This is a genomic window from Microbispora sp. H10670 (genome assembly GCF_014161385.1).
Lineage (GTDB): Bacteria > Actinomycetota > Actinomycetes > Streptosporangiales > Streptosporangiaceae > Microbispora > Microbispora triticiradicis.
In genome coordinates this window covers 14,196-33,067 of the sequence record NZ_JABBWW010000008.1, presented here as the reverse complement: position 1 = coordinate 33,067, position 18,872 = coordinate 14,196, and the positions used below count along the sequence as shown (strand labels likewise).

Below are 18,872 nucleotides of genomic sequence, written 5' to 3'. Positions count from 1 at the left end.
CACTCGTCCCAACGCGCACAGTCACAATCGGGAATGGGTGCTTACCGCCGGATATTCGCCTCGGAGACGACTCCCATGCAGACGCTCGCACCCCCACCGCCCACCCGCACCCGCGGGGCCGCCGACGTACTGGGGCACCTGCGCGACGCCCTGACCAGACACCACGCCATGCCGCGCGCCCGGGTCACGATCAACGACTACAAGCCGGACGCGGGCGTCCTGGTCCTCGACGACGTGTACGTCTGGTACACCGACGGCGAGTTCCACTGGCGGGACCTGCGGCCGGACGACCAGGGGCGCAGGCGCGGGCGGGAGGTCGTCAAGCCCGTCGCCGAGCTGGACGAGGTCGTGAAGGCCACCGCCGAGCGGTGGGCCGATCTCGGCGCCCCCGCCTACGGGTTCTGCCTGCCGCGATGATGATGCTGTTCGCCGTCGCGCTGACCAAGCTGGGACTGCGGGCGCCTGCGCCGCCCGCCGTTCACCTGTTCGTTCGTGAGGATCTTGAGGGCGCACCGCAGGAGTGGCGCGTCACCCTCGGGCGGCTGGAGGCCACCGAAATCTGGACGGCTGCCGACCAGGAGATGAGCCGGTCGGGCACGCGCCTGACCGGGACCTCGCCCGACGCCTGGTTCGCCCGGCGCTGCGCGGAGCTCCTCGACGCCGGGTGGCGGTACGCCGGCAAGGAGCCCGCCACCCCCTAAGAGCACCCGGCGGCGTGGTCGAGCCGCCCTCCAGCCGGTGGAGGGCGGGCACCCCATCTCCTGCGCCGCCGGGGTGGCCCTCCTCAGGGCGAGGGAGGAGCGACCCGCCCGAGGGGGTCGCCTCCGTGAGGGGACCGCGAAGTTCCTGTCACCGTTACGGAAGGAGCCCGATGATCATGCCTGACTTAGCAGGTGTTGTGCGGGTGCAAAGCCCGTACAGCTCAAACAACGGCGCCTGCGTGGAGGTAGGCCTGCTGGACGGCGGCGACATCGCCGTACGCGACATCGCCGTACGCGACAGCAAGGACCCTGACGGCCCTGCGCTGAGGTTCACCGCCGCCGAGTGGGACGCCTTCCAGCCGCCAGGCCGCCACCATTCGGGGCCGATCACCAGCCCCACAAGAGAGAAGGCAGACCTTTGGACACGATGAGCGCCGATGAACTCCGAAACGCGATGGTCGAACGGATCGCGGTCCGGCACCAGGCGCTGGGGCTGGTACTGCCGCCCGAGATCGAGCGGGCACTGCGGACGGTCCCCCGCCATCTGTTCACCGGGGACGTCCCGCTGGAGGATGCCTACGGCGACGGTTCGATCATCACCGTACGCGGCGAGGACGGCCTGCACCTCAGCTCGGTGTCAGCGGCGTGGCTCCAGGCGATGATGCTCGGCCAGGCGGCCCTGAAGCCCGGTGATCGGGTTCTTGAAGTGGGCTCGGGCGGCTACAACGCCGCCCTCATCCGGGAACTGGTCGGCCCGACAGGATCAGTGACCACCGTCGACATCGACGAGACGGTCACCGACCGGGCCCGGCGCTGCCTGGCTGAGGCCGGGTACGGCGATGTCGAGGTGATGTGCGCGGACGCCGAGTTCGAGATCGACCCGGGCCGGCGAACCTTCGATGTCATCATCGTGACCGTCGGGGTGCCCGACATCTCCCCAGCGCTGTGGACCCAACTCGCCGACAACGGTCGGCTGGTCATCCCGCTCCGCACCCTCGGTTTGACCCGCTCGTGGGTGCTGCACCGCGACGGCCCGGCGCTGGTCAGCAGCGGCCACCTGATGTGCGGGTTCGTGCCGCTGCGCGGCGCGGGTGCACGGCCGGGCCTCAGCATCCCGCTGCGCGAGGACCCGTCGGCCAACCTGTGGCTGGGCGAGGGGAGGGGCATCGACGGGGCCGGGGAACTGACCGGGGTCCTGGACCTACCGCGCGTCCAGGCCCGCTCTGGCGTCACGATCGGTGAGGCGCAGCCGAGTGATGACCAGGACGTGTGGCTGGCCGCGACCGTGCCCGGCTTCTGTCTCCTGGTCGCCGACCAGACGGCGATCGACACCGATGTCGTCCGGCTGTCCTGGCCATACGGCAGCCCCGCCTGCGTCAACAGGAACACCCTGGCATACCGAGGCATGCCGGTTCCGGTCGATGGCCGGGACGGTGTGCGCGAGTTCGTCACTTATGCCCACGGGCCCGACGCTGAACAGGTGGCCGCGTTCCTTGCCGGACAGATCACGGCCTGGGACGCCGCCGGACGGCCCGCCCCCTGTCTGCGGGTCTATCCCGCAGGCACATCAGACGCCGACCTGCCGGATGGTTACGTGCTGGACAAACGGCATTCGCGTCTCGTGATCTCCTGGCCGACGGCCAGGTAGCACCACCACTTCCCAACGAAAGGATTTGTGATGCAGGAGGACTTCCACCTCAACGTCCGTCTCGTGGCCACCGGACCCGCGATCACCAGGGCGGACACCGAGGACTGCACCAGCGACACCTGCGGTTCCACCCCGGGCAGCGCGGGCATCGCCAACTGCTGACCCCGTTCCAGCGCTCCCGACCCCTCTCAGGGGGTCGGGAGCGCCCCCTCTCGTCCCCTCGGAGGCTGGACCGACATGGCGTCATCATCATTCGATGCCGTGGACGCGGCGCTCATCCGGGTTGCCGCCTACCCCGACAGTCTGATCCTGCCGCCCTTGCCCGACCTGACCGGCGACGACACTGCCGCGCTGCTGGTCTGGCTGCGCCAGGTGTGGCCGCTGGAAGGCGTCGCCCGCGCCGTCACGGTCGCCAGCCCCGACCTGGCCCGCACCCTCACCCACCTGCATGACGGCCTCCCCCCGGCCCGGCCGCGGCAGGTCCACCGCGCGGTCGAGGCACTCGTCCGGTACCTGCTGCGCTGGACGACCCGACCGACCCCCTTCGGCCGCTTCGCCGGGATCGCCCCCGTCGACCTGGCCGACCACGCGTTCGTGCGGTGGGGCGGCCAGCACGTGATCGCCGAGCGCGCCGACGCGACCTGGCTGGCCGACCTGATCACCCGCTTGGAGGCGCGGCCGGACATCCTGCGCCGTACCCTGGTCCAGGCGAACAACCTGGGGTTCCGGCGGGGTGCGGAATGGATCATGCCCTGCCAGCCCGCCGAGGAGGGCCGATTCGCCGACGTTGCCCTCACCCTCTCCCCGCCGATCTCGCGGGTCTTGGCCGAGACGTCGACCCCGATCAGGTTCTCGCGGCTGCTGGCGCGCATGAGCGCGGCATACCCGGATGTTCCGGCAGAGGCCATTGAGGACATGCTGACCGGACTGGTGAAGCTCGGCGTCCTGGTCACCGCCCTACGGCCGCCGATGACGGTCACCGACCCGCATCACCACGTCCTCACTCGCCTCCAGGACCTCGACGCCGCCGTGCCCACCGGACCTGGGGAGCGGCCGGCAGTGGATGTGCGGCTGGACTGCTCGGTGGCGCTGCCGCCCGCCGTGGTGCGCGTGGCTGAGCAGGCCGCGTCGCTGCTGTCGCGGGTCGGCCCGCAGCGGCCCGTCTGGCAGGCCTACCGCGCAGCGTTTCTCGAGCGGTACGGGCCCGGCGCTGTCGTTGCCGTCCGCGAGATGGTCGACCCAGACCGGGGGATCGGCTACCCCGCCGACTACCGCGGATCAATCACACCGATGCCGCAGCGGCTGTCCCGCCGCGACGCCACCCTCGCCCGCCTCGCCCAGACGGCCGCGCTGGAGGGATGTAGCGAGGTGGTCCTGGACGACCGGCTCATCAACGACCTGTCCTGGAGCACGCCTGGCGACCTCGCGCCCCACACCGAACTGCGGTTCAGCCTGTCCGCCGCTACCCCGGCCGCCCTCGACTCCGGCGACTTCACCCTGACCGTGGCCAGCGCCTCCCGGCACGCCGCAACGACTGTCGGCCGGTTCCTGTACCTTCTGGAGCCCTCCGACCGGGACCGGATCATCAAGGCATACCGGAATCTGCCGACCAGCGTCCCCGACGCGGTCACCGTCCAGCTGTCCTGCCCGCCACTGCGAGCCCGCGCCGGCAACCTCGCCCGCACCCCCGCGGTGTTCCCGCTGCTGCCGCTCGCTGAGCACTACACCCCGCAGCAGGCCGCGTTCCGCCTCAAGGACCTGGCCGTAACCGCTGATGCCCACCGTCTCTACCTCCTGTCAACCACGACCGGGCAGATCATCGAGCCCGTCATGCTCAATGCCGTCGACCTGCGGTTCGGCACCCAGCCGATGGCACGGCTGCTCTGCGAGATCAGCACCGGCCACACGATGCCGTGCCGACCGTTCCTCTGGGGCCAACCCGCCGAAGGCTTCCCCTTCCTGCCCCGCCTGCGCCACGGCCGCATCATCCTCAGCCCCGCCCGCTGGATAATCACCGCCGACCAGTTACCGTCGCTTACCGCGCCGAACAGCGAGTGGATCAGCGCGTTCGATGTGCAGCGGACTCTGCGGCGCGTCCCCGACCGCATCCTGGCTGGTGACGACGACGTCGTGCTCGGCCTCGACCTCACCGAACCGGAGCACCTGGTCATCCTGCGCGGCCAGCTCAACCGGGCGGGGACGGTGACGCTGACCGAGGCGGACATCGACGCCGGCTGGATCGGCGGCCGCCCGCACGAGATCGTGCTCGCTCTGGCCAAGGCCGCCACCGCTCCCACGGCCCCGGCGCGGCCCATCGGGCGGCGCCGCACCGCCACCGGCCCGGGGCACCTGCCCGGCGCCTCACCCTGGCTGTACGTCCAGCTGTTCGTCCACCCCGGCCGCCAGAACGACCTCCTCACCACCCACCTGCCCACCCTCCTGTCCGGCTGGACCAGCGGACCCCCCGACGACTGGTGGTACCTGCGCTATCACGAGCCCGAACCTCACTTGCGGGTCCGGCTCCGCCTCCACCACCCCGACCAGTACGGCAACGCCGCCCGCGCCCTCGCCGAGTGGGCCGCCCGCCTGCACGACCACGGGCTGCTGCGGGACCTCGTCCTGGCCACCTACCGGCCCGAAACCGGCAGGTTCGGCCACGACGCGGCGCTGCGCGCGGCCGAGACGGTATTCGCCGCCGACTCCGCGCTTGCCCTCGCCCACCTGCAGTCCGGCAGCAACCCCCAAGCCGCGACGGCCGCCAGCTACCTCGATCTGGCCACCGGCTTCCTCGGCGCTGACGCCAAGGGCTGGCTGATCGACCACGTCAGCCCCGGCGGCGCGCCCGCCCTGGACCGGACCGTCCTCACCCAAGCCCGCCATTACCAGGGGCCGGCCGTGCTGGTCGAGCGCCGCCGCAACGCGCTTGCCGCCTACCGATTCCACGTCCTGGACATCGACAGCGCACTCGCCGACCTGCTGCATCTGCACCATGCCCGCATGATCGGAATCGACGCGGCATCCGAGCGGACCTGCATGCGGCTGGCCCGCGCCGTCGCCCAGACACTGATCACACGAGGACGCTGACCATGGACATCCGCCAGCGGGCCCGCTTGCACGCCGAGGCCGTAGCCCGCCACCTGACGACACCTCACCCGGTCGCGGCGCCGGATCAGTCACTCGGCGGTGGAGCTGCCGGGATCGCGCTCTTGCACATCGAGCGGGCCACCGCCGGAATCGCCGAGTGGCAGGCCGCGCATGACTGGCTGGCTGCAGCGACCCGCAACGACGTCACCGTCGGCGCCGGCGCCTGTCTCTTCCACGGGGCTCCCGCGCTCGCGTTCGCCCTCCACCCCGCACGCCAGCCCGGCTACCGGCCCGCGCAACAGGCTCTGGACGAGGGCGTCGCCGCCATCACCCGAAACCGGCTCGACGCCGCATCCCAGCGCCTCGCGCGGGGGGACCGGCCCGCCCTCACGGAGTTCGACCTGATCAGCGGACTCACCGGCCTCGGCGCTCATCTGCGCAGACACGACCCGGACGGCGACCTGCTCAAGCAGGTGCTGGCCTACCTCGTCCGACTCACCGAACCGGTGGGCGCTCTACCCGGCTGGTGGTCGATGTCATCGCCCGGCCGCACGACGCAGACCCCGCCGGGCGGGCACGGCAACAACGGGATGGCGCACGGCATCAGCGGGCCGCTGGCGTTGCTGTCGCTCACCGCCCGGCGCGGCCTGCTCGTGCCTGGCCAGATGGACGCGATCGGCCGTATCTGCGACTGGCTGGACTCCTGGCAGCGGAGCCACCATGGCCACCCGTGGTGGCCGGAGACCGTTACTCTCGCCGAGGTCCAGCAGGGGTCGACCGCCCAACCCGGGCCGCTGCGTCCTTCCTGGTGTTACGGCACTCCCGGTATCGCCCGCGCCCAGCAGCTCGCCGCCCTCGCGACCGGCGACCCCTCCCGCCTCCGCACTGCCGAATCCGCGATGACCGGATGCCTCAACGACCCCCACCAGCTCCAGCGGATCACCGACCGCAGCCTGTGCCACGGTTCGGCGGGACTGGTCATGACCGTCACCGCCTTCGCAGCCGACGCGTCGGCACCCCACGCTCTCCCCCTGTCCAGGCTCACCGGATCGCTCCTGGACGCCCCCGCTGTGACAGGCGCTCCGCCCGGGTTCCTGACCGGGCACGCAGGCTACGGGCTCGCTCTCCACGCCCTCGCCTGCGATGCGCCCACCAGCGCGTGGGATGCCTGCCTGCTGCTTCGCTAACCCACTGGAGGTCCACCCCGTGCAGCCCAACCGCTGGCGGCAGACCAACGTCGCCTTCGCCGACCGAAGCGAGGCCCAACACCTTGCCGTCTCACGCATCGGACCCATCCTGCGGGACGCCGAGGACCGTGGCCTCATCTCCGCCTGGTGGTTCATCCGCAAACAGCAATGGCGGTTTCGCTGGCTGCCCGCCGGCCATGCCGAAGCCGACGCCGTCCTCCACGCACTGGCCGACGCCGGCGAGTCGATGAGCTGGACCTCGACCGTCTGCGAGTTCGAACCTGTCGCCTTCGGCGGACCCGCGGGCATGGAGGCAGCCTGCGCTCTCTTCCATGCCGACAGCGACCACCTCCTGTACTGGTTGGAAGCCGACCGGCCGCTCGGACAGCGGGAGACGTCGATCTTGTTGTGTAGCGCCCTGATGCGTGCCGCTGGGCTCGACTGGTTCGAGCAAGGGGACGTGTGGGCCAAAGTCGCCGATTTACGACCGCACAAAACCTTCATCCCCACCCACCGAGACCGAGTCCGAGAACTCCACGACGCGATGGGCATCCTCATGGCAACCGACGCCCACGGTCTGTGTGACCCCGCGAGCGACGGACCGCTATCGAGCCGGCAGGCATGGATGAGCGCATTCGAGACGGGCGGCCAGTCCCTTGCCCGCCTCAACCGCAACGGCCAACTGGAACGCGGCCTGCGCGCCGTCCTCGCCCACCACCTCATCTTCCACTTCAACCGGGCCGGCTTGAGCGGAGCCGACCAGGCTGCCATGGCTGCACTCGCCGTCGACGTCGTCTTCCATGGGTCCTGAAGCCAACACCACTGTGGTCACCACAGGAGAGGCCGTCTGGGCGGGCGGATGCTCACATATTGATCATGTGGCCGGCCAGTCCGTGGATCGCCTCCTTCACCGCCTCGCCGAGGGTGGGGTGGGCGTGGACGTTGCGCGCCACCTCGTGCACGGTCAGGTCCCACTGCTGGGCCAGCGTCAGCTCCGGCAGCAACTCGGTGACGTCGGGCCCGATGAGGTGGGCGCCGAGGAGCTCGCCGTACTTCGCGTCGCTGAGCACCTTGACGAACCCGGCCGGGTCGGCGAGGCCGTGGGCCTTGCCGTTCGCCGTGAACGGGAACTTGACCACCTTCACGTCGAAGCCCTGCTCACGCGCCTGGGCCTCGGTGTAGCCGAAGCTCGCGATCTGCGGCTGGCAGTAGGTCGCGCGGGGGATCATCACGTAGTCGAGTTCCATGGTCTCGGCGCCGGCGATCGTCTCGGCGGCCACGATCCCCATCGACTCGGCGGCGTGCGCCAGCATGAGCTTGGCCGTGACGTCGCCGATGGCGAAGATGTGCGGGACGCTGGTGCGGCACCTGCCGTCCACGGCGATCGCGCCGCGCTCGGTCAGCCGTACGCCCGTGTTCTCCAGGCCGTATCCCTCGACGCGCGGCTGGAAGCCGATGGCCTGCAGGACCTTGTCGGCCTCCAGTACGGACGTCTCGCCGTTCCGGGAGACCGTGACCTTCACCTTCTCGCCGGTGTCGTCGATCGACTCGACCCGGGTGGAGGTCAGCACCTCGATGCCGAGCCGCCGGTAGCGCCGCGCGAGCTCGGCGGACACCTCCTGGTCCTCCAGCGGGACCATCCGGTCGAGGAACTCGACGATCGTCACCTTCACGCCGTAGTTGTGCAGCACGTACGCGAACTCGACGCCGATCGCCCCGGCGCCCGCGATGACGACGCTTTCCGGCAGCGTCTCGCTGAGGATCTGCTCCTCGTACGTCACCACGCGCTCGGACAGGGACGTCCCGGGCAGCAGGCGGGTCGTCGCCCCGGCCGCGACGATGCAGTGGTCGAAGGTGATCGTCCGCGCCGAGCCGTCCGCACCGCGCACCTCCACCGCGTCGGGGCCGGTGAAGGCGCCCCGGCCGTCGTACTCGGTGATGCCGTTCTTCTTCATCAGGTAGTGGACGCCCTTGACCCGCCCGTCCGCGACCTGCCGGCTGCGGCGGAAGGCCGCGCCGTAGTCGAGCGTGATCGGGCCGTCCGCCTGGATACCGAACGTCTTGGTCTCGTTCGTGAGGATGTGGGCGAGCTCGGCGTTGCGCAGCAGCGCCTTGGAGGGGATGCACCCGACGTTGAGGCAGACACCACCCCAGTAGCGCTCCTCGACGACCGCCGTGCTGAGCCCGAGCTGGGCCGAGCGGACCGCGGCGGTGTAACCGCCGGGTCCCGCGCCGAGGACCACGACATCGTAATGATCGGTCATGCACCGGACCCTACGCCGCCGCCTTCTCCCGCGTTCCCCGGGGCCGGATGGACGGGCCCGCCCGGGGTAGGGGCCGGTTACGCGCTAGACAGGGAGGAATGACCGACCATGAGCGAATTCGAGCGTTCCCGCAGGATGCCCGCCCCGGCCGACCAGGTCTTCCGGCAGGCGAGCGACGTCGGCGGTCTCGATCTGTGGATGCCGCGCGACCTGCACGTGCGCGAGGAGGAGCCGCCCGCGGTCACCGTCCACGAGGACCAGACGGGGGAGGACGAGCGCGCGCTGCTGCGGGCCGAGCGGGACCAGCTGCGCATGGAGTGGGGCACCCGGGACGTCGATCGGTACGCCGGCTGGCTGCAGGTGGCCGGCATCGACGACGACAGCAGCGACGTCACGGTGCATCTGTCGTTCTTCGACGAGGGGCACACGCCGCCCGCCGAGGCGATCGAGCGGGCACTCGACGAGAGCCTCGAACGCCTCGCCGAGCAGGTGCGCCACGAGGCCGCCTGACCCGCCGGACCCGTTCCCCGGAGGACGGTTCGCGGAGCCGCGCGCAGGCGCACGGCGCGGCTCGCCGGGACCCCCGTGCCGCAGGGACCGCCATGCCGCCGTGTCCATGCGCCGCCGTGTCCATGCGCCGCCGTGTCCATGCGCCGCCGTGTCAGGCGCCGCCGGTGTCGTCCGTGTCCGGCCCGGCGGCCGGGTTCCCGGCCCGGGCGGTGTCGGCATGAGCGGTGTCGGCATGAGCGGTGTCGGCATGAGCGGTGTCGGCATGAGCGGTGCCGGGCTGAGCGCCTTCGGCCGGGGCGGCGTCGGCGGGGGCGGTGGGCCGGGGCAGCGGAAGGGTGAACGCCGAGGCCCGGGCCCCGGCCAGGCCGAGGACCTGCCTTATCCACGCCTCCAGACCCGTGGGGTCCGGCGAGATCATCCCGTTGGGTTCCGGCGAGCCCGGCGCCGTGTGGTCCGGTGAGGCCAGGCCCGCCGGGTCCGGAGAGGACGGCCACGCTCCCGCACGGCCGATCGGGCGTCCGACCTCGGACGGCTCGACGGCGGGCAGTCGCGTGTCCTCGGTCATGCGGATACTCCTTGTCTTCAGCGGCATCGGCGACAGGGTGTCCCGGCGGGGGGCGTCATCGGCATCCCCCCGTCGCCGGCCTGCCGGCCGTGCCCACGGGCCGCCGCGGGTTCAGCTTCGCACCGCCCGGGGCGGACGCCCGCGTACCTCCTCGTGATCGTTCCGCGTGTCGGCGCGCCCTCCGCCGGCCCTCCAGGGGACCTCGCGTGGACGCGGCGCGGCTGTACGGCTTCGGGTCGTCTTCCCGGGACGCGGCGGTTCATCCGCGGACGTCCGTCCTCCGCCGCGAAGGGGCGGGAGATCGGTGAGGAGGAACCCACGGAACGGCAAAGCCCTGTCCCCGATCTTGGCGTCCGACGGCGGCAGCCCCGGCGCCGCGTGTGTCCTTGGAGCCGACTCGCCCACTTCCGAGGAGGCCGAACATGAGGAAACTGCTGTATGCCGGCGCGGTCGCGCTCAGCCTGCTGGCCGCCGGATGCGGCGGTGCCGGTGACAACGAGGCGAACCGTGTCGCCAACGACCGGGTCGAAGAGCCGACCCCGGCGGAGCCCTCCGAGTATCCCTCGGGGACGGTCGCGCCGAGCACCGGAGTCCCGGCGACGCCGACCTCTCCCGTCCAGGCCACCCCGACCGGTCCCGCGCGTCTCGACGCGGCGTCCACCTCGCTCGGCACCGTGCTGGCCGGTGTGGACGGCCGGACGGTCTACCTGTTCACCAAGGACAAGGGAGGCGTCTCCGCCTGCACGCAGGCCTGCGCCGCGGCCTGGCCGCCGGTGCTCACCGCGGGCACGCCCCAGCCGGGCTCGGGAGTGCGCGCCGACCTGCTGGGGACGATCAGACGGCCGGACGGCGGCACCCAGGTGACCTACAACAAGCACCCGCTGTACTACTACGCCAAGGACCGGAAGGCCGGGGACGTGACCGGCCAGAACGTCCGCGACTTCGGCGGCGAGTGGTACGCCGTCACCCCCGAGGGGAAGAGGGCCAAGCACTGACGCCAGGGCCGTTCGAGGCCCGCCATCCGCCCTCCCGTACGGCTCCCGCCGAGCCGTACGGGAGGGCGGTTTTCCGTGTCCCTCACCACAGCCGGGGCGGCCTGTCGGCCAACCCTGAGGATCACCTGGCTTCAACTGCTCAGAGCCCACTAGGCTTAGGGGCAATCCGCCCTGTGTCCGCGGCCGCTTGATCGTTTGAGAGTGGGCTCGCGATGGCATCGGACGCGTCGTCGGTATTGGAGAACGTCCTCACCGGCATGGCCGGTCTGTTCGGCGTCGACGGCGCCGCGTTGATGCTCCTCGACGCGCAGGACCGCCTTCGCGCGATCGGTGCGACGGACGACGACGGGGTCCTGCTGGAGTCCGCCCAGGAATACGTGGGCGACGGCCCGGCCATCGCGAGCGCCGCGAGCGGCGGTCTCGTCGCGATCCAGGATCTGCACGCCGATCGCCCCCTGGGGTTCCCGCACGTGGCCGTCCACGCGCTCCCGGTCCGGGCCGTTCTCTCCGTACCTCTCGTCGAGGGCGGGGAGCTCATCGGCGTCCTGGACTTCTACGCCCGAGCGGGGCACGTCTGGGACCGCACAGAGGTGGAAGCCGGTTACCGCCTCGGTGAGCTGATGGTCATCGTTCTGCAGGTCCTGGCAGAGAACAGGACTGATCGCGCCCCTCTGGGGCAGTTGTGATGGCCGAATCGCCACCTCTCCCACGGCCACGGCGGTGCGAGGTGAGGTTCACGAGAGGATACGGAATGACCCATATCGATCCTGAGGCTCTTGTCGCCAGCCTGCGACGTCTGCAGAAGGACAGGTCGGCGACCGGGATCGTGCACCACCTCGAGCGCATCGTCCAAGTGGTCGATCGGCTTTTCGGCTACTCCGGCGCCGGCCTGATGTTCGCCGAGGAGGATCGCACCCTGCGCTACCTTTTCGCGACGGACGAGCGCGGCCGCAGCCTCGAACGGGCCCAGGCGGTGACGAGCCAGGGCCCGTGCGTGGCGGCGTACGTGGGGGACACCGCGGTGACGACGGTCGACGTGCGGGCCGACCGGCGGTGGCCGGCTCTGCGTGACCTGTTGCACCCCGAAGTACGCGGGGTGGCGGGGGTGCCGATCCGGCTCGGCGGTGTGCCCGTGGGCACCCTGAACGTCTACCAGGACGCGCCGCACGAGTGGCAGGAGACCGACACCCAGGCCCTCCACGCGTACGCGCACGTGATCGAGCAGGTCCTGCTCGCGTCCATGGAGGCGGACGAGAAGGCGGTGCTCGCCGACCAGCTCCAGTACGCCCTGGACTACCGGGTCGTGATCGAGCGGGCCATCGGCTATCTCATGGGCAAGCACGATCTGACCGCGTCACAGGCGTTCACGGGACTGCGCAAGCAGGCCAGGGACAGCAGACGGAAGGTATCCGAGCTCGCGGCGGAGCTGCTGGGCGAGCAGGGTCCGCGGAATGTTGCGAATCCAGACCACGTCGTCTGAGGCCGGCGTCGGGCTCGTCCTGAGCGGCGACCTGGACCTGTCGGGGGCGCCGGAGTTCCGCGCGTGCCTGGGGCAGGTGCTGGAGACCTGCCGGCCCGGGCACGTCGAGGTCGACCTGTCCGGGGTCGGCTTCCTGGACTGCGCGGGCGCCCGGAGCCTGCTGTGGGCCGACGAGCGCATACGGAGCTGGGGCGGCAGCGTGACCTTCCATCACCCCGGCAGAAGCCCGTTGCGCCTGCTGCGGCTGCTGGGCTTCGACGCCGCGCTGTCCATCCGGGTGGCGAAGCGGGTGCCGCTCGTCCAGCCCACCGCCCAGGCCCGTCCTCGGCTCAACTGACCCGCGCCCGGACGATAGTCTGGCCGTGATGTATCGACTCGTGTTCACGCAGGTCCTGAGCCGCCTCGACGCCGAGGCCGCCCACCATCTCACGATCAGGCTGCTCCGCCTGCTCGCGATGTTCCCGCCCCTCACGCGGCTGCTGCACCGGCTGCTCGCGCCGCGGGCGGAGTCGCTGCGCGTCCAGGCGTTCGGCGTCCACTTCCCCTCGCCGTTCGGGCTCGCCGCCGGGTTCGACAAGGACGCCCGGTGTGTCGAGCCGCTGTCGGCGATCGGCTTCGGGCACGTCGAGGTCGGCACGATCACCGCGCACGCCCAGCCGGGGAACCCGCGCCCGCGGCTGTTCCGGCTGCCCGAGAGCCGCGCGGTCATCAACCGGATGGGCTTCAACAACGCGGGAGCGGCCGCCGCCGCCACCCGGCTGCGCCGGGTGCGGCATCTCCCGGCGGTGGTCGGCGTCAACATCGGCAAGACCAAGGTGGTGCCCGAGTCCGAGGCCGTACGGGACTACGTGGACAGCGCCCGCAGGCTGGCGCCGCTCGCCGACTACCTGGTCGTCAACGTCAGCTCGCCCAACACCCCGGGCCTGCGCGACCTCCAGGCGGTCGACCGCCTGAGGCCGCTGCTCTCGGCGGTGAAGGAGGCGGCCGGGCGCACCCCGCTGCTCGTGAAGATCGCGCCGGACCTGGCGGACGAGGACGTGGACGCGGTGGCCGAGCTCGCCGCCGACCTGGGCCTCGCCGGGATCATCGCGACCAACACCACGATCAGCCGTACGGGTGTCTCCAGCACCGAGACCGGAGGGCTGTCCGGACGGCCGCTCAAGAGCCGCTCGCTCGAAGTGCTGCGCCGCCTGCACCAGAAGGCCGGCGACCGGCTCACGATCGTCTCCGTCGGAGGCGTGGAGGACGTCGACGACGTGTGGGAACGGCTGCTCGCCGGGGCCACCCTCGTCCAGGGATACACCGGCCTGATCTACGAGGGCCCGCTGTGGCCGTCCCGGATCAACCGGCGGCTCGCCCGCCGGCTGCGGCGGCACGGATACGGCTCGGTCCGCGAAGTGATCGGCCGGACCGCCTGAACCCCGTTCTCTCGGATAGGAAGACCGTCATGAGCGTGAAGACCTACACCGTCGAAGGCATGACCTGCGGCCACTGTGTGAGCTCGGTGAAGGAGGAGGTCGGGGAGATCCCCGGCGTCACCGGCGTCGAGGTCGATCTCGGCAGCGGCCGCCTGGAGGTCTCCGGCGACGTCACCGACGACGCCGTGCGCGAGGCCGTGAAGGAGGCCGGTTACACCCTGGTGTGACCCGGCCGGCCTCTGTGGCGGAAGGGCCGAACGCGATCTTTTCGGGGGGAAAGTGCGAGATCATGCATGGGCGACGTCTCGCAGCCCGCCCCGACGAGAACTGGTAAGCGTGACACCCCCATGAGCGCCATCTACGACCAGGCCGACGGCGAGAGGATCGCCGTGGCCGACAGCGGTGATCTCGTGAGCATCGTCAACCGCTCCGGGCGGATCGTCGTCGCGAAGAAGGACGTCCGCAGGCTCGCGGAGCGGATCCTCGCCGCGGCGGGCAGGGTGGCCGTCGTCCTGTTCCCGCCCGCGCTGCGGAAGGACACCCTGTCGGTCGCCGCGCGGTCCGGTGGCTGGACGGTCCGCGTCTCGCCGAAGAACGGCGCCCGCGTGCTCGCCGAGATCGACCCACAGGGGCTCGGGCCGGACGACGCCTACGAGTTCGCCGCCGCCGTCGCGGTGGCCGCCCACCACATCGGCGACGCCGCCCACGCCGACCTGAGCCTGACCACCAGGATCCGGGAGGTCATCGAGGCCCACCGGGACCTCGACACCGAGAAGATCGCCGCCGCCATCGTGGCCGAGGTCCTCGACGGGGCCTGACCGTCACATGCTGGGACGGGTGGAGTCGGCGGAGAGGCTCAGCTCGTGCAGGTGGCGCATGACCTCCTGGACGGTGACGATCCCCGGGCGGTGCCGGCGCCGGCCGGTGCCGCCGCGCTGCCAGGGCCGGGGCCCCGAGAGCGGGCGATACTCGACGCCGATCGCGTCCAGCCGTCCGAGATGCCTGCCGAGACGGCGTGCGAAGTCCTCGGACGCGGGCGGGCCGCCGGTCCAGGCGACCTCCGCCGCCGCGCAGCCCCGGGGCCAGGCGCGGTAGTCGAGCGAACGGCCGTCCGGGATGAACTCGCTCCACAGCTGGAACTGCGTCCCGACGACCCGGGCCCGCTCCTCGGGCGACCACGACGCGGGCGCCGGCTCGAACGCCGCCACGTCGGCCACCGTGATCGCGTCACCCAGGCCGGCCGGCTCCTCGGGTGAGGCGGCCTCGGCGTAGTCGAAGTACATCGGGAAGACCGGCGTCGCCACCACGTCGTGCCCCGCCGCGGCGGCCCGCCGGGCGACGTGCTCGCCGCGCCACGGCATCACGATCGTGTCCGGCCTGAGCCCGCCGCTGACGAACGCCTCGTCCCACACCACCGCCCGGCTGCCGTGCTCGGCCAGCGCGTCGGCCAGCCGCCGCAGGAACCACGCGTGCAGGTCGCCCGTGCTCTCCAGCCCCAGCGACGCGCGGTACGCCGAGATCTCGGCCGAGGCGGCCCAGTCGTCCAGCACGCACTCGTCCCCGCCGATGTGGAAGTACGGCACCTCGCCCAGGGCGTCGGCGATCTCACCGAAGACGGTGAGCAGGAAGTCGACGGTCGCCGGAAGCGGGGAGAGGATCGCCGGCGAGATGCCCCACCGGTCGAGCACCCGGTAGCGCTCGCCCGGTCGCGACGCGAGCGCCGGATAGGCCGCCAGCACGGCCGAGGCGTGTCCCGGCACGTCGATCTCCGGCACGACGACGACCGCCCGCGCCCGGGCGTAGGCCGCGATCTCGGCCAGGTCGGCGAGCGCGTAGTGACCGCCGTGCGGGACGTCGTCGAAGGCGAGGTCCTCCCCGTGACGGCTGACGACCGTGCGAGGGCGGTGCGAGCCCACCTCGTGCAGCAGCGGGAACGCCCTGCTCTCCACCCGCCAGCCCTGGTCGTCGGCCAGGTGCAGGTGGAGCCGGTTCAGCTTGTGCGACGCCATCAGGTCGATCATGCGCAGCACCTCCCGCTTGGGCAGGAAGCTGCGGGACACGTCGAGATGCGTGCCGCGCCAGGCGAAGGCCGGCGCGTCCGCCACCCGCCCGCAGGGGAGGGTCCAGCGTGTCCCGGGCGGAAGGGCCGACCGGAACGCCTCGTCCGGCAGCGCCTGCCGCAGCGTCTGCGCCGCGTAGAAGGCGCCCGCCCGGTCCCCGGCCGCGATGCGCACGCCGTCCGGGGCGATCGTGAGCACGTACGCCTCCGGCCCGAGCCGGGGGTCCTCTTCCACCCGCAGAGCCGCCGTGGCGGCGTCGCCGGGCCGCGGGTCGAGCACGCCGAGCGCGAGCCGTACGGCGTCGCAGAGGGCGGCCGGGCCCGACACGACGGCCCCGGCCGCGATCTCGGCCGACCCGGCGCCCGTCTCGATCGACCTCGGCAGGGGTAGCAGGTCATCCATCCCGCGCCGCCTCTACTGAGTGGTGAGGTAGGCCTTGAGGCCCTTCGCCAGCGACTCGGCGATGGTCTGCCGGAAGCTCGCGTCCCTGAACCTGCGGGCCTCGCCGGCGTTGCGCATGTTGCCGCACTCGATGAAGATCTTCGGCACGGTCGACAGGTTGAGCCCGCCGAGGTCGCTGCGGTAGTTCAGCGCCTGCCTGCCGATGTAGGTCGAGTACGGCAGCCCGGTGCCGTTGTGGAAGGCGTCGCGGACCTTCCGGCCCAGCCGCTGGGAGTCGCCGACGACCGGGTCGACCGGCCCGCCGATCTTCTTCGGCATGATGACGTGGAACCCGTGCGCGCCGGGCGCCGCTCCGTCGCCGTGGATGGAGATCGCGGCGTTCGCGTGCGCCTTGTTGCCGATCGCGGCCCGCTGGTTGATGCACGGGCCCCAGCCGGTGTTGTCCGCCCGCGTGAGCCTGACCGTGGCCCCCTGGTCCCGCAGCAGCCGGGCGAGCCGGTTGGACACGTCCCAGGTGAAGGCCGCCTCGGTGTAGCCGTCGTTCGTCGACGTCCCGGTGGTGTCGCAGGCCTTCTTCTGGGTGAGGATGTTCACCTGCCTGTTGATCTCCCGGGTGTGCCGGAAGTTGCCCCCGTTGTGGCCCGGGTCGATCACCACGATCTTGCCGCTCAGCGGCCGGGCGGCGGACTCGGACGCCGTACGGGTGACCGGGGCGGCCGTGCCGGTGTCCGGGGCGGCCGGCGTGCCGTCCGCGGAGCCCGCAGCGGTGCCGCCGGCCGTGCCGGAGGCGGTGTCCGGGGCCGCGGCCGGCGGAGAGGCGGCGGGGGCCGCGGCCCCCGTGCCGGTGGCCTCACCGCCGCCGCAGGCGGCGGCGCCGAACCCGCACAGGGCCAGGGCTGCGGCGGCGAGCGGGCGTCTGATCACGCTGGAAGTCCCTTCCCGGAGGTGTGGTCTCACCAACCTAACTGGAAGGGGCTCGTGATCAGACCGTTATGCCGGGAACCTGGCTATCCAGGCCGGCTCGGGGATCTCCTGCCGGTGCAGGAGGGCGGCCAGCTCACGGGCGTCCTCGGCGTCGAGGCCCAGCACCACGCGGGGCCGTCCCCACGGATGGTCGATCGAGTGGGCGACGTAGCTCGCCACCGACTCCGCGACGTCCTCGCCGTCCAGCCCCCGGCTCTCCCGCCAGTGCGCCCAGGCCCGCTCCAGCTCGACCGCGGCCCGCTGGGCGCAGGAGACCAACTCAGGATCACGCATGAATCCCCCCGATTCTCGGTCGCCGGCCCGCGGGAAGCCACTCGGCGACCCGCCGGGGGGCCGGCGTCACGGCCGCAGTCAACACCGGCCGCGAGGGGACACGTCGCCGGTTGACCTAGCTTTTGGCGTCGCTTGGCGCGGGGCCGGTGCTGCGCCGTACGACGAGCTGGGGGGTCACCTGCCGCAGCCGCGCGGTCTGGCCCGGCTCGGTGATGCGGTCGCTCAGCAGCGCCGCCGCCGAGCGGCCCATGGCCCGCCGGGGCTGGTCCACGCTGGTCAGCGAGATGTGTGTGACGGACGCCAGGTGCGTGTTGTCGTATCCGACGACCGACAGGTCCTCGGGCACCCGCAGGCCCAGCTCGCTCGCCGCGGACAGCACGCCCATGGCCACGATGTCGTTCGCCGCGAAGATCGCCGTCGGGCGGGGTTCGCGCCGGAGCAGCGCCAGCGCCGCGCGCCGGCCGCCCTCCTCGCTGAAGTCGCCGTGCTCGACCATGATGTACGGCGCCAGCGCGTGGCGGCGCATGGCCACCAGGTATCCCTCGCAGCGGCAGCGGGCCGCCGACGACGGAGCGCCCTCGATGTGGGCGATGCGCCGGTGCCCCTGCTCCACGAGGTGGTCGACGGCGAGGCGGGCGCCGTACTGGTCGTCGTCGACGACGATGTCCACGCCCTCGAGTTCGACGTCGCGCTCGCCCACCACCACGGTCGGGGTGTACGCCGCGGCCTCGGCCAGCGTGTCGCTGGAGGGCGCGACGCCGAGCAGGACGAGGCCGTCCACGCGAAGTTCCAGGAAGGCCTCCACGGCCTCGTCCTCGAACGCCGGGTCCCAGCGGCCGCTGCCGATCAGCAGCCGCAGTCCGTCGCCGTGCAGGCTCTCCTGCAGGCCGTCGAGGAACTCGGCGTAGAACGGGTTGTGCAGGTCGGCCACGAGAGCGCCCACCAGGTGGGTCCGCCCCTCGACGAGGCTGCGCGCCACCGCGTTCGGCCGGTAGCCGAGCTCGCGGGCGGCCTGCAGCACCGCTTCCCTGCGGTGCTCGCTGACGTGCGGGGAGCCCCGCAGTACGAGTGACACCAGCGACTTGGAGACGCCGGCGCGTTCGGCCACGTTGCGGATCGTGGGACGTGGCCGAGGGCTGAACCCGTCGGACAGTCCGCAGTCGGGTATCCCGACCCCGGCGTCTTTCCGGGCAGTGGTCTGCATGGACGGTCCTGACATGGTTCTCCCCACGATGCGTGGACGTGCACCTGACACACCAAACGATCGAGTTGCCCTGAGGGTACGGGTTGACCGCCTTAAG

At 71.8% G+C, this 18,872-nt stretch carries 22 protein-coding genes; 16 read left to right on the top strand and 6 right to left on the bottom strand.

Annotated features, from left to right (window positions below; genetic code table 11):
• Window positions 1-75 precede the first annotated feature (75 nt).
• The 8 genes from HHX33_RS13850 (at window position 76) to HHX33_RS13820 (ending at window position 7,431) form a co-directional block, all read left to right on the top strand.
• Complete coding sequence (locus HHX33_RS13850) at window positions 76-417, top strand: hypothetical protein (protein ID WP_182874949.1); 342 nt, start codon at window positions 76-78, stop codon at window positions 415-417.
• Window positions 414-701, top strand: a complete 288-nt coding sequence (locus HHX33_RS13845; RefSeq protein WP_182874948.1) for a hypothetical protein — start codon at window positions 414-416, stop codon at window positions 699-701. The genes HHX33_RS13850 and HHX33_RS13845 overlap by 4 nt, the downstream gene beginning before the upstream one ends.
• A 170-nt stretch (window positions 702-871) precedes the next feature.
• Window positions 872-1,132, top strand: a complete 261-nt coding sequence (locus tag HHX33_RS13840) for a DUF397 domain-containing protein (protein ID WP_182874947.1) — start codon at window positions 872-874, stop codon at window positions 1,130-1,132.
• Window positions 1,129-2,349, top strand: coding sequence for a methyltransferase, FxLD system (gene fxlM, locus HHX33_RS13835; protein ID WP_182874946.1), 1,221 nt, complete (start codon window positions 1,129-1,131; stop codon window positions 2,347-2,349). Before HHX33_RS13840 ends, fxlM begins: the two co-directional genes overlap by 4 nt.
• Window positions 2,350-2,379: 30 nt before the next feature.
• Complete coding sequence (locus HHX33_RS35975) at window positions 2,380-2,511, top strand: hypothetical protein (RefSeq protein ID WP_259402447.1); 132 nt, start codon at window positions 2,380-2,382, stop codon at window positions 2,509-2,511.
• 99 nt (window positions 2,512-2,610) lie between these two features.
• Window positions 2,611-5,433, top strand: coding sequence for a lantibiotic dehydratase (locus tag HHX33_RS13830; RefSeq protein WP_182874945.1), 2,823 nt, complete (start codon window positions 2,611-2,613; stop codon window positions 5,431-5,433).
• 2 nt (window positions 5,434-5,435) lie between these two features.
• A complete protein-coding gene (locus HHX33_RS13825; protein ID WP_182874944.1) occupies window positions 5,436-6,620 on the top strand; it encodes a lanthionine synthetase C family protein in 1,185 nt (394 codons plus the stop codon).
• A 19-nt stretch (window positions 6,621-6,639) separates the two neighbouring features.
• Window positions 6,640-7,431: a thiopeptide-type bacteriocin biosynthesis protein gene (locus HHX33_RS13820; protein ID WP_182874943.1), complete on the top strand. Its 792-nt coding sequence runs from the start codon at window positions 6,640-6,642 to the stop codon at window positions 7,429-7,431.
• A gap of 52 nt (window positions 7,432-7,483) precedes the next feature.
• Here the strand turns inward: HHX33_RS13820 and lpdA are convergent, their stop codons facing one another.
• Window positions 7,484-8,884, bottom strand: a complete 1,401-nt coding sequence (lpdA, locus tag HHX33_RS13815) for a dihydrolipoyl dehydrogenase (protein WP_182874942.1) — start codon at window positions 8,882-8,884, stop codon at window positions 7,484-7,486.
• A gap of 108 nt (window positions 8,885-8,992) precedes the next feature.
• On the opposite strand from lpdA, the gene HHX33_RS13810 reads away from it, so the two are divergent.
• Window positions 8,993-9,394: an SRPBCC family protein gene (locus HHX33_RS13810; protein WP_182874941.1), complete on the top strand. Its 402-nt coding sequence runs from the start codon at window positions 8,993-8,995 to the stop codon at window positions 9,392-9,394.
• A 151-nt stretch (window positions 9,395-9,545) separates the two neighbouring features.
• Here HHX33_RS13810 and HHX33_RS13805 read toward each other — a convergent pair whose 3' ends face one another.
• On the bottom strand, window positions 9,546-9,959 hold the full coding sequence (locus HHX33_RS13805) for a hypothetical protein (protein ID WP_182874940.1): 414 nt from the start codon (window positions 9,957-9,959) through the stop codon (window positions 9,546-9,548).
• A 422-nt stretch (window positions 9,960-10,381) separates the two neighbouring features.
• Here HHX33_RS13805 and HHX33_RS13800 point away from each other — a divergent pair, with 422 nt between their 5' ends.
• From HHX33_RS13800 to HHX33_RS13770, 7 genes are all read left to right on the top strand, one after another.
• Entirely contained in the window at window positions 10,382-10,954 is a 573-nt protein-coding gene (locus HHX33_RS13800; RefSeq protein WP_182874939.1) for a hypothetical protein, read from the top strand.
• Window positions 10,955-11,166: 212 nt separating this feature from the next.
• Window positions 11,167-11,640, top strand: coding sequence for a GAF domain-containing protein (locus HHX33_RS13795; protein WP_182874938.1), 474 nt, complete (start codon window positions 11,167-11,169; stop codon window positions 11,638-11,640).
• A gap of 65 nt (window positions 11,641-11,705) precedes the next feature.
• Entirely contained in the window at window positions 11,706-12,434 is a 729-nt protein-coding gene (locus tag HHX33_RS13790; RefSeq protein WP_165900800.1) for a GAF and ANTAR domain-containing protein, read from the top strand.
• Window positions 12,406-12,771, top strand: a complete 366-nt coding sequence (locus HHX33_RS13785) for an STAS domain-containing protein (RefSeq protein ID WP_182874937.1) — start codon at window positions 12,406-12,408, stop codon at window positions 12,769-12,771. The genes HHX33_RS13790 and HHX33_RS13785 overlap by 29 nt, the downstream gene beginning before the upstream one ends.
• Window positions 12,772-12,799: 28 nt before the next feature.
• A complete protein-coding gene (locus HHX33_RS13780; RefSeq protein ID WP_182874936.1) occupies window positions 12,800-13,852 on the top strand; it encodes a quinone-dependent dihydroorotate dehydrogenase in 1,053 nt (350 codons plus the stop codon).
• A gap of 29 nt (window positions 13,853-13,881) precedes the next feature.
• Window positions 13,882-14,079 (top strand): heavy-metal-associated domain-containing protein, encoded by a 198-nt coding sequence (locus HHX33_RS13775; protein ID WP_117408511.1) that lies wholly within the window; start codon window positions 13,882-13,884, stop codon window positions 14,077-14,079.
• A 120-nt stretch (window positions 14,080-14,199) separates the two neighbouring features.
• Window positions 14,200-14,670 (top strand): hypothetical protein, encoded by a 471-nt coding sequence (locus HHX33_RS13770; protein WP_182874935.1) that lies wholly within the window; start codon window positions 14,200-14,202, stop codon window positions 14,668-14,670.
• 3 nt (window positions 14,671-14,673) lie between these two features.
• Here the strand turns inward: HHX33_RS13770 and HHX33_RS13765 are convergent, their stop codons facing one another.
• From HHX33_RS13765 to HHX33_RS13750, 4 genes are all read right to left on the bottom strand, one after another.
• A complete protein-coding gene (locus tag HHX33_RS13765) occupies window positions 14,674-16,314 on the bottom strand; it encodes a beta-N-acetylhexosaminidase (RefSeq protein WP_182874934.1) in 1,641 nt (546 codons plus the stop codon).
• A 12-nt stretch (window positions 16,315-16,326) separates the two neighbouring features.
• The gene (locus HHX33_RS13760) at window positions 16,327-17,238 is read right to left on the bottom strand and encodes an N-acetylmuramoyl-L-alanine amidase (protein ID WP_182874933.1); all 912 of its coding nucleotides are present in this window, start codon (window positions 17,236-17,238) and stop codon (window positions 16,327-16,329) included.
• 66 nt (window positions 17,239-17,304) lie between these two features.
• On the bottom strand, window positions 17,305-17,571 hold the full coding sequence (locus HHX33_RS13755; RefSeq protein ID WP_138461723.1) for a hypothetical protein: 267 nt from the start codon (window positions 17,569-17,571) through the stop codon (window positions 17,305-17,307).
• Window positions 17,572-17,686: 115 nt separating this feature from the next.
• Window positions 17,687-18,790, bottom strand: a complete 1,104-nt coding sequence (locus HHX33_RS13750; RefSeq protein WP_117410313.1) for a LacI family DNA-binding transcriptional regulator — start codon at window positions 18,788-18,790, stop codon at window positions 17,687-17,689.
• Window positions 18,791-18,872 lie beyond the last annotated feature (82 nt).